Origin of the sequence: Halomonas sp. Ps84H-12 (genome assembly GCF_024124725.1) — a bacterium.
Classification (GTDB): Bacteria; Pseudomonadota; Gammaproteobacteria; order Pseudomonadales; family Halomonadaceae; genus Vreelandella; species Vreelandella aquamarina.
This window is the reverse complement of sequence record NZ_JAMXSJ010000012.1, coordinates 78,225-85,373: the sequence shown is the minus strand read 5'-3', so window position 1 is coordinate 85,373 and position 7,149 is coordinate 78,225. Positions and strand designations below refer to the sequence as shown.

5 protein-coding genes are annotated in these 7,149 nt (G+C 54.1%); 1 reads left to right on the top strand and 4 read right to left on the bottom strand.

Annotated elements, in window-relative coordinates:
• Positions 1–584: 584 nt before the first annotated feature.
• The 4 genes from NH344_RS08190 to NH344_RS08175 form a co-directional block, all read right to left on the bottom strand.
• Entirely contained in the window at positions 585–2,390 is a 1,806-nt protein-coding gene (locus NH344_RS08190; protein ID WP_253027740.1) for an acyl-CoA dehydrogenase C-terminal domain-containing protein, read from the bottom strand.
• Between the two features lie 227 nt (positions 2,391–2,617).
• Positions 2,618–3,385, bottom strand: coding sequence for an SDR family NAD(P)-dependent oxidoreductase (locus NH344_RS08185; protein WP_044630097.1), 768 nt, complete (start codon positions 3,383–3,385; stop codon positions 2,618–2,620).
• Between the two features lie 17 nt (positions 3,386–3,402).
• Positions 3,403–5,073 carry an AMP-binding protein gene (locus NH344_RS08180; protein ID WP_044630098.1) on the bottom strand — a complete coding sequence of 557 codons (1,671 nt, stop codon included), beginning with the start codon at positions 5,071–5,073 and terminating at the stop codon, positions 3,403–3,405.
• A 193-nt stretch (positions 5,074–5,266) separates the two neighbouring features.
• Positions 5,267–5,830, bottom strand: a complete 564-nt coding sequence (locus NH344_RS08175; RefSeq protein ID WP_044630099.1) for a TetR/AcrR family transcriptional regulator — start codon at positions 5,828–5,830, stop codon at positions 5,267–5,269.
• 127 nt (positions 5,831–5,957) lie between these two features.
• Between NH344_RS08175 and NH344_RS08170 the strand changes: the two genes are divergently transcribed.
• A complete protein-coding gene (locus NH344_RS08170) occupies positions 5,958–7,145 on the top strand; it encodes an acetyl-CoA C-acyltransferase (protein ID WP_044630100.1) in 1,188 nt (395 codons plus the stop codon).
• Positions 7,146–7,149: the final 4 nt, after the last annotated feature.

The following is a 7,149-nucleotide window of genomic DNA, read 5'->3' as shown; positions in this document are numbered from 1 at the left end:
TAGGCCTGCCGCCAGCGTTCAATCTGAGCCATGATCAAACTCTTCAGTTTAAGATCAATGCGATCCTTACTCGCTGCCCGAAGGCAACAAAAGCGGATCAAACTTGGCTCAAGGTTCAAACGAATTCGAAAGATGTGAACATCTTTCTTGTGCGCTTGCCTTGATAATTGGTGATTTATCACCCTCATCGGCAAGCGCCCACATGAATTACCTGATCAAATTGTTAAAGAGCAACTTTCTTAAGTTCGCTGCGACGGGTTCGATGACCTGAACCGCGCTGCCTCAGCGAGGAAGGCGTATTCTACGCACTTCCTGGTGTTTGTCAACCGCTGTTTTCAGCGAGTGAAGCGAGCGATCCAAATGACAAAAATAAAGCTCTAACCTCCTGACAAACCAGAGGTTTTTCAACCTCATTCACCGCTGGTAACGCTGGGCGTCCCCGGCAGCGGATGCGTACTTTACGGATTCGCTGCCGGGTTGGCAAGAGCTTTTTTAAAAAAAAGCGGCAGACGATGCCAAAGGCAAGTCTGCCGCAAACCACCGATCAGTACCCTGACCAGAGAGTGCCTGGTAAACGCCTAGACTTAAATCTCAAAGCCCAAGCCAAAATCTTCGCTTGAGATGGCCATCAAGCTGCCCGCTCCCGCTTGGATCATTGCAGCGTGCGCTTTGGTACGCGGTAACAAGCGCTGGTAATAGAACCGCGCTGTATTCAACTTTGCCTGATAGAAAGCGGCATCATCACCGTCCCGGGAGGCAGCCGCCTGCTTGGCAGCACGTGCGAACAGGTAAGCAACTGTCACATAGCCTGAGTACATCAAGTAATCGACGCTGGCAGCCCCTACTTCTTCACGGTCCTGCATCGCTTTCATACCGATGCCCATGGTGAGCTCGCCCCACTCGGAATTCAGCTTAGCCAGCGGCTCAATAAACTCTTTTAATGCGGAGTTATCCGCTTCTGCTTTACAGAACTTGTGAATCTCTTTGGTGAATACCTTCAGAGACTCACCTTGACTCATCAGCACTTTGCGCCCCAGCAGATCAAGCGCTTGAATACCGGTCGTACCCTCATAGAGGCGTGTGATGCGCGCATCGCGCACCAGTTGCTCCATGCCCCACTCCTTAATAAAGCCGTGACCACCAAAAATCTGCACGCCTTCATTGGTACACTCGAAGCCTACTTCCGTCAGGAAAGCTTTGACGATGGGTGTTAATAGACCGAGCAGCGTCTCCGCTCGCTCTTTCTCCTCGCCCGGCGCGCCGTGCTCAACAATATCGAGCATTTGAGCGGTATACAGCACCAGCATGCGGCCGCCTTCGGCAAAGGCTTTTTGTGTCAGCAGCATACGGCGTACATCAGGGTGCACAATAATAGGGTCAGCGACTTTATCCGGCGCTTGTACGCCAGACAGCCCACGCATCTGTAAGCGGTCACGGGCATAACTTAGCGAGTTTTGGAAGCTAGCCTCCATCAACCCTAAGCCTTGGATACCCACGCCTAAGCGAGCCGCGTTCATCATGGTGAACATGCAGGCCAGGCCCTTATTCGGCGCGCCAACTAGATAGCCCGTTGCGCCATCAAAGTTCATGACGCAGGTAGCGTTACCATGGATACCCATTTTGTGCTCAAGCGAACCACAGCTGACGCCATTGCGCTCGCCAGGGTTACCCGCAGCGTCCGGCAAAAATTTAGGCACAACGAATAGCGAAATACCTTTAGATCCTTCAGGAGCATCTGGAAGTTTGGCCAGCACGAGATGGACGATGTTCTCAGCGAGATTGTGTTCACCGGCCGAGATAAAGATTTTGGTACCCGTAATGCGATAAGCACCATCTTCAGCGGGCACTGCACGGGTTTTGATCAAACCCAGGTCAGTACCGCAGTGTGGCTCCGTCAAGCACATGGTGCCAGTCCAAACACCTTCTACCAGTTTGGTGAGGTATGTCGCCTTCTGCTCGTCGGTACCGTGATGACGCAGCGCGTCCGCCGCACCATGCGACAAGCCTGGGTACATACCCCACGCTAAGTTAGTAGCGCAGATCATTTCAGAGAGCATCATCGCCAATGAGTGCGGAAGGCCCTGGCCACCTTGCTCAGGATCTGCCGCCAAGCTCGGCCAGCCGCCTTCAACATACTGCTGATAGGCTTCTTTAAACCCTTTAGGAGCTTTCACCTCGCCCCCTTCCAGCAAACAACCCTCCTCATCACCACTTTGATTGAGAGGTAGCAGCACCTCACGAGCAAAGCGACCACCCTCTTCCAAAATAGCACTCACGACATCTGGCGAAGCATCTTCACCATTGGGTAATGCGGCGTAGTGGCTTGGGTAATCAAACATTTCGTCCATCACGAAACGTATGTCACGCAGAGGGGCTTGATAGCTGGGCATGTCACTTCTCCTAAACAGGGGGCCGAAAGGGCTGGGCTTCACCAACATCTTTCAAACACATGTTTGAAAACTAGCGCGCTCACACAATCCAGTCAAGCAGTCGTTTGAATTAAGCTAAAAAACCGACTACGACTTTGGTCTCCACAAATACAAGCGCCTGTTTTAAATATAAAAAAGCCTGCTCAAAATATGAGCAGGCTGACCAAGAGCGGTATGCTTAAAGCGGCTTACTGCATGCGTATTCCACCGTCCAGACGAATCACCTCTCCATTAAGCATAGAGTTGGTAATGATTTGCTCTGCTAACAGCGCAAACTCTTCAGGTTTCCCCAAACGCTTGGGGAAAGGCACTGCAGCAGCTAATGCTTGGGCGGCCTCATCAGGAATCTCGCTCATCATTGGCGTCTCAAACACTCCAGGGGCAATAGCCATAACGCGAATGGCATGTCGGGACAGCTCTCTCGCCGCTGGCAGGCTCATTCCCACAACCCCCGCCTTAGAGGCGCTGTAGGCACACTGCCCCACCTGCCCATCGAACGCCGCAATAGACGCTGTGTTGATAATCACACCACGCTCACCGCTATCACCGGGCGGGTTTTTAGCCATCGCAGCGGCCGCTAGTCGCATCACATTAAAAGTGCCAACTAAGTTGATATTGACCGTGCGTGCATAGCTGTCAAGGTCGGCAGGATTGCCTTCTCGATCCACTAACTTGGCGACGCTCACCACACCCGCACAGTGAACCACCCCAGAAAGCCCACTTTCGCCACCTAACGCCACCGCCGTATTCACCGCCTGCTGCATATCAGCGGCAGAGGTGATATCAGCGACACAGGCTTTAGCCTGAGCACCCAGCTGTTCTGCTAGATTCAACACCCGATCACTCATATCGCACAGCACTACATTGGCACCAGCGTTTACCAGCCGTTCTGCCGTGGCCGCACCAAGACCTGAGGCAGCGCCAGTAATCAGAAACGTACGATCCTTTACCTGCATAGCACTCTTCCTATGAATTATGAGTTATCGCGCACTTGCTCTGCCGCTTGGGCACGCAGCTTAAAGCGCTGAATCTTGCCGCTGGGGGTTTTAGGTAGCTCATCGACAAACTCAATCACCCTGGGGAAAGCGTGGGTAGAGAGCCGTTCGCGCACCTGCTGGCGAATCTCTTCCGCCAGGGCATCGCTGGGTTCGAAGCCGTCGCGCAAAACGATGTAAGATTTAATCACTTCGCCGCGAATCTCGTCCGGCTGCCCCACCGCGGCGGACTCCGCCACCGCTGGATGTGTCATCACACTATTTTCAACGTCTGTCGGTCCCACCCGATAACCTGCAGTAGTGATGATGTCATCGTCGCGGCCTGCAAACTGGAACGAACCATCTTCATTGCGAATCACCACATCGCCGGTCAGATAGTAATCGTTAACGAAGGGGTCTTTCTCCTGCCAGGTATAGCCTTGGAAAAAGTGGGCGAGTGAATTCTTGATATCCACCGCCAAAACACCAGGCTCACCGGGCGGCAGCTCGTTATATTCCGCATCAAGAATGGCCAGTCGGTAGCCCGGCATAGGAACGCCCATGGCACCCACATGTTTGGGGTGCTCAAGAGAGTGGTGGTTATTACAGGTCATCCCGGTTTCCGTTTGGCCGTAATGATCCATCACCAGGCAACCCAGCGATTTTTCTACCCAGGTAACGACCTCCGTATTCAGCGGCTCCCCAGCAGAGCTGGCTGCTCTCAGCGTTAACGTTTGATGGGCGTCATCAAATAAGCCTGACGCTTTCATCAAACGGTATGCCGTAGGTGCCGCTGCAAAATTGGTGATGCGATGGCGCTTCATAAATGCCAGCGCCCCCTCTGCACTAAAACCGGCCTCACAAAAATGCGTGGTAACGCCCAACAGCAGCGGCCCTGCAATCGCATAATAAAGTCCGTAGGCCCAGCCAGGGTCCGCCATATTCCAGAAGCGGTCATCTTCACGGAGGTCAACCGCCAGCTCCATATATAGCGCAAATGCGGTCACACCCGATAAAGGCACCGCTACCCCTTTGGGCTTACCCACCGTGCCGGAAGTAAACATCTGCAGAAATGGCTTATCCGGCGAAAGCCGGGGTGGTGCCTCACTCATTGACGTATACGTCAATGCGGTTTGCCAATCGAGGTCGTTGGCATGCTCACTGGTTGCACCGCCCACGGCTAAAACGGGCGGACACTGGCTTAACCCATCAAATTTATATCGGTTAGCATGATCGGTAATGACTAACTTGGTATCGGCACGGCCAAGACGGTAATCCACGGCGTCCGGCCCAAAGGCAGTAAACAGCGGCTGGTAGACGGCCCCAATGCGCCACGTTGCCAGCACGGTGATCAGCAAATTAACAGAACGAGGCAACATGCAGGCAATCCGGTCGCCTTCACCGAACCCTTGACTTTTGAACCAGCCCGCCAATTGGCCGCTCTGCTGATCAAGTTCGGAATAGGTCAGCGTATGGGTTTGGCCCTGGGTATCTTCATGTACTAGCGCCAATACATCACCACGCCCTTGGCGCACATGCCGTCCACAACAGGCGTCAAAGGCGTTTAAATATCCATCCTGATGGTCGTCAAGTTTGGCGATAACGCTATCAACCGAAAAGCTTTCAAGAAAAGTCGAATACGGGGGAAGTGACGTGGATGTTGCTGTCATGGCGGCTCTCTTATGTTGTCGGTCGTGAGCACTCGGGCAGGCAGGATTCAACGTAGCGCTGGCATTATTGTGCGTTTACGTTAACGGAAACCTACCGATAGACCAACGCTAAAAGCATTTACCCAAGAGCGCAAGCCACAAGCGCGGCCATGAGGTTAGACGTTGGTCGATTGGGAAGAGACAGCGCCAAGAATTAGCGCGACAGGATCATTGCCACAAGCTCATCAGCAAGGTCGTCTGGGGTGCGCGGGCCGTTGGGGTCATACCAACGAACGGTCCAGTTCAACGCACCTAAAATAAAGCGGGAAACGAGGAAGCGGTCGCCATGAATCAACCCTGCCGCCAGAGCATCATCAATCACCTCAACCCACATCGCCTCATAAGCATCGCGTAGGTGGCTAAGGTGGGCGCTGGCAGCGGGGTCTAACCGTCGCCATTCAAACAGCGCCACCACGTGAGCATTACGATCTGCAAACAGCGTTTCCAGGTGCGCCCTTGCCATGGCATGCAGCCGAGCTTCTGCACTGCCGGGGCAAGATTGCAACGCGGCTTTTGCGATGCCTAGTGCGTTCTGAGTGCCCTCCTCAATCACTGCTGCCAGAATTTCCTGCTTATCTTTGAAGTGGTGAAACAGGCTGCCGGACTTGATGCCCATTTCCTGGGCCAACATGCGCACCGTGGTGCGATCAAAGCCCTCTTGGACGAATAGCTGAGCTGCTAAGCGCGTCAATTCCTTGCGGCGAGGAGATGCATTCATTACATTCATGTCATTTACACTAGCGCTTGCTTGGTTACTTAGGAGAAGACCACAGCCCCGCGAATGGGTCAACGCATCGCTAATCGCTCAGCCAGATAATCACAAAAAATCTATCAGGAGATAGACAATGAGTAGCGCTACCGACGTCGTCTTTTTATCCGCCGCCCGCACCCCAATGGGCGGTATGATGGGCAGCCTTTCCAGCATGAGCGCCCCCGAACTTGCCGCAGTTGCCATCCGTGCCGCTATTGAACGCGCAGGTATCGACGCTGCCGCTATTGAAGAGGGCATCATGGGCTGCGTTTTGCCTGCTGGCGTTAAACAGGGACCCGCACGCCAGGCGATGCGCCAAGCAGGCATTCCCGATGCCAACGGTGCCACCACCATCAATAAACTCTGCGGGTCAGGCATGAAAGCCACCATGCTCGCGCATGATTTGATCAAGGCCGGTAGCGGAGAGATTTTATTAGCAGGCGGCATGGAGTCTATGTCGAATGCGCCTCATGTACTCACTAAGGCACGCGGCGGCTATCGACTGGGCCACGGCGAGCTCAAAGATCATATGTTCCTGGATGGCCTTGAAGATGCCGAAACCGGCAAACTGATGGGCGCCTTTGCGCAGGATGTAGCTACAGAGCGCGGCTATACCCGCGAGCGGCTGGATGACTTCGCCATTGCTTCCCTGGAACGAGCGATGGCTGCCACCAACAATGGCGATTTAGATGCCGAAATGGCCCCTGTCACGGTCACCACGCGCCAGGGCGACACCGTTGTTTCTCACGATGAGCAGCCCTTCCAAGCCAAGCTGGATAAAATCCGCCAGCTGCGTCCTGCATTTGCTAAAGATGGCACCATCACAGCAGCTAACTCTAGCTCCATCTCCGATGGTGCATCAGCGCTCATCTTAGCAAGCCACGAAGCCGCACAGCGCCATGGTGTTAAACCGCTGGCAAAAATGCTTGGACACGCCACCCACTCACGTCATCCCAGCGAATTTACCATTGCCCCTGTAGGCGCGATTGAAAAGCTGATGAAAAAGCTTGGCTGGGGAGTCAACGACGTCGATCTGTTTGAGATCAATGAAGCCTTCGCCGTCGTGACCCTCATGGCCATGGACGACCTGGGCTTACCCCATGAGAAGGTGAACGTGTTTGGCGGTGCTTGCGCTCAAGGTCACCCCATTGGCTCCACCGGCTCCCGTATTATCGCCACGCTAATTCATGCCCTGCGCACGAAAGGCGGCAAACGCGGTATTGCCAGCCTTTGCATTGGCGGCGGTGAAGCCACCGCCGTTGCCGTTGAGCTCATGGATTAAACAC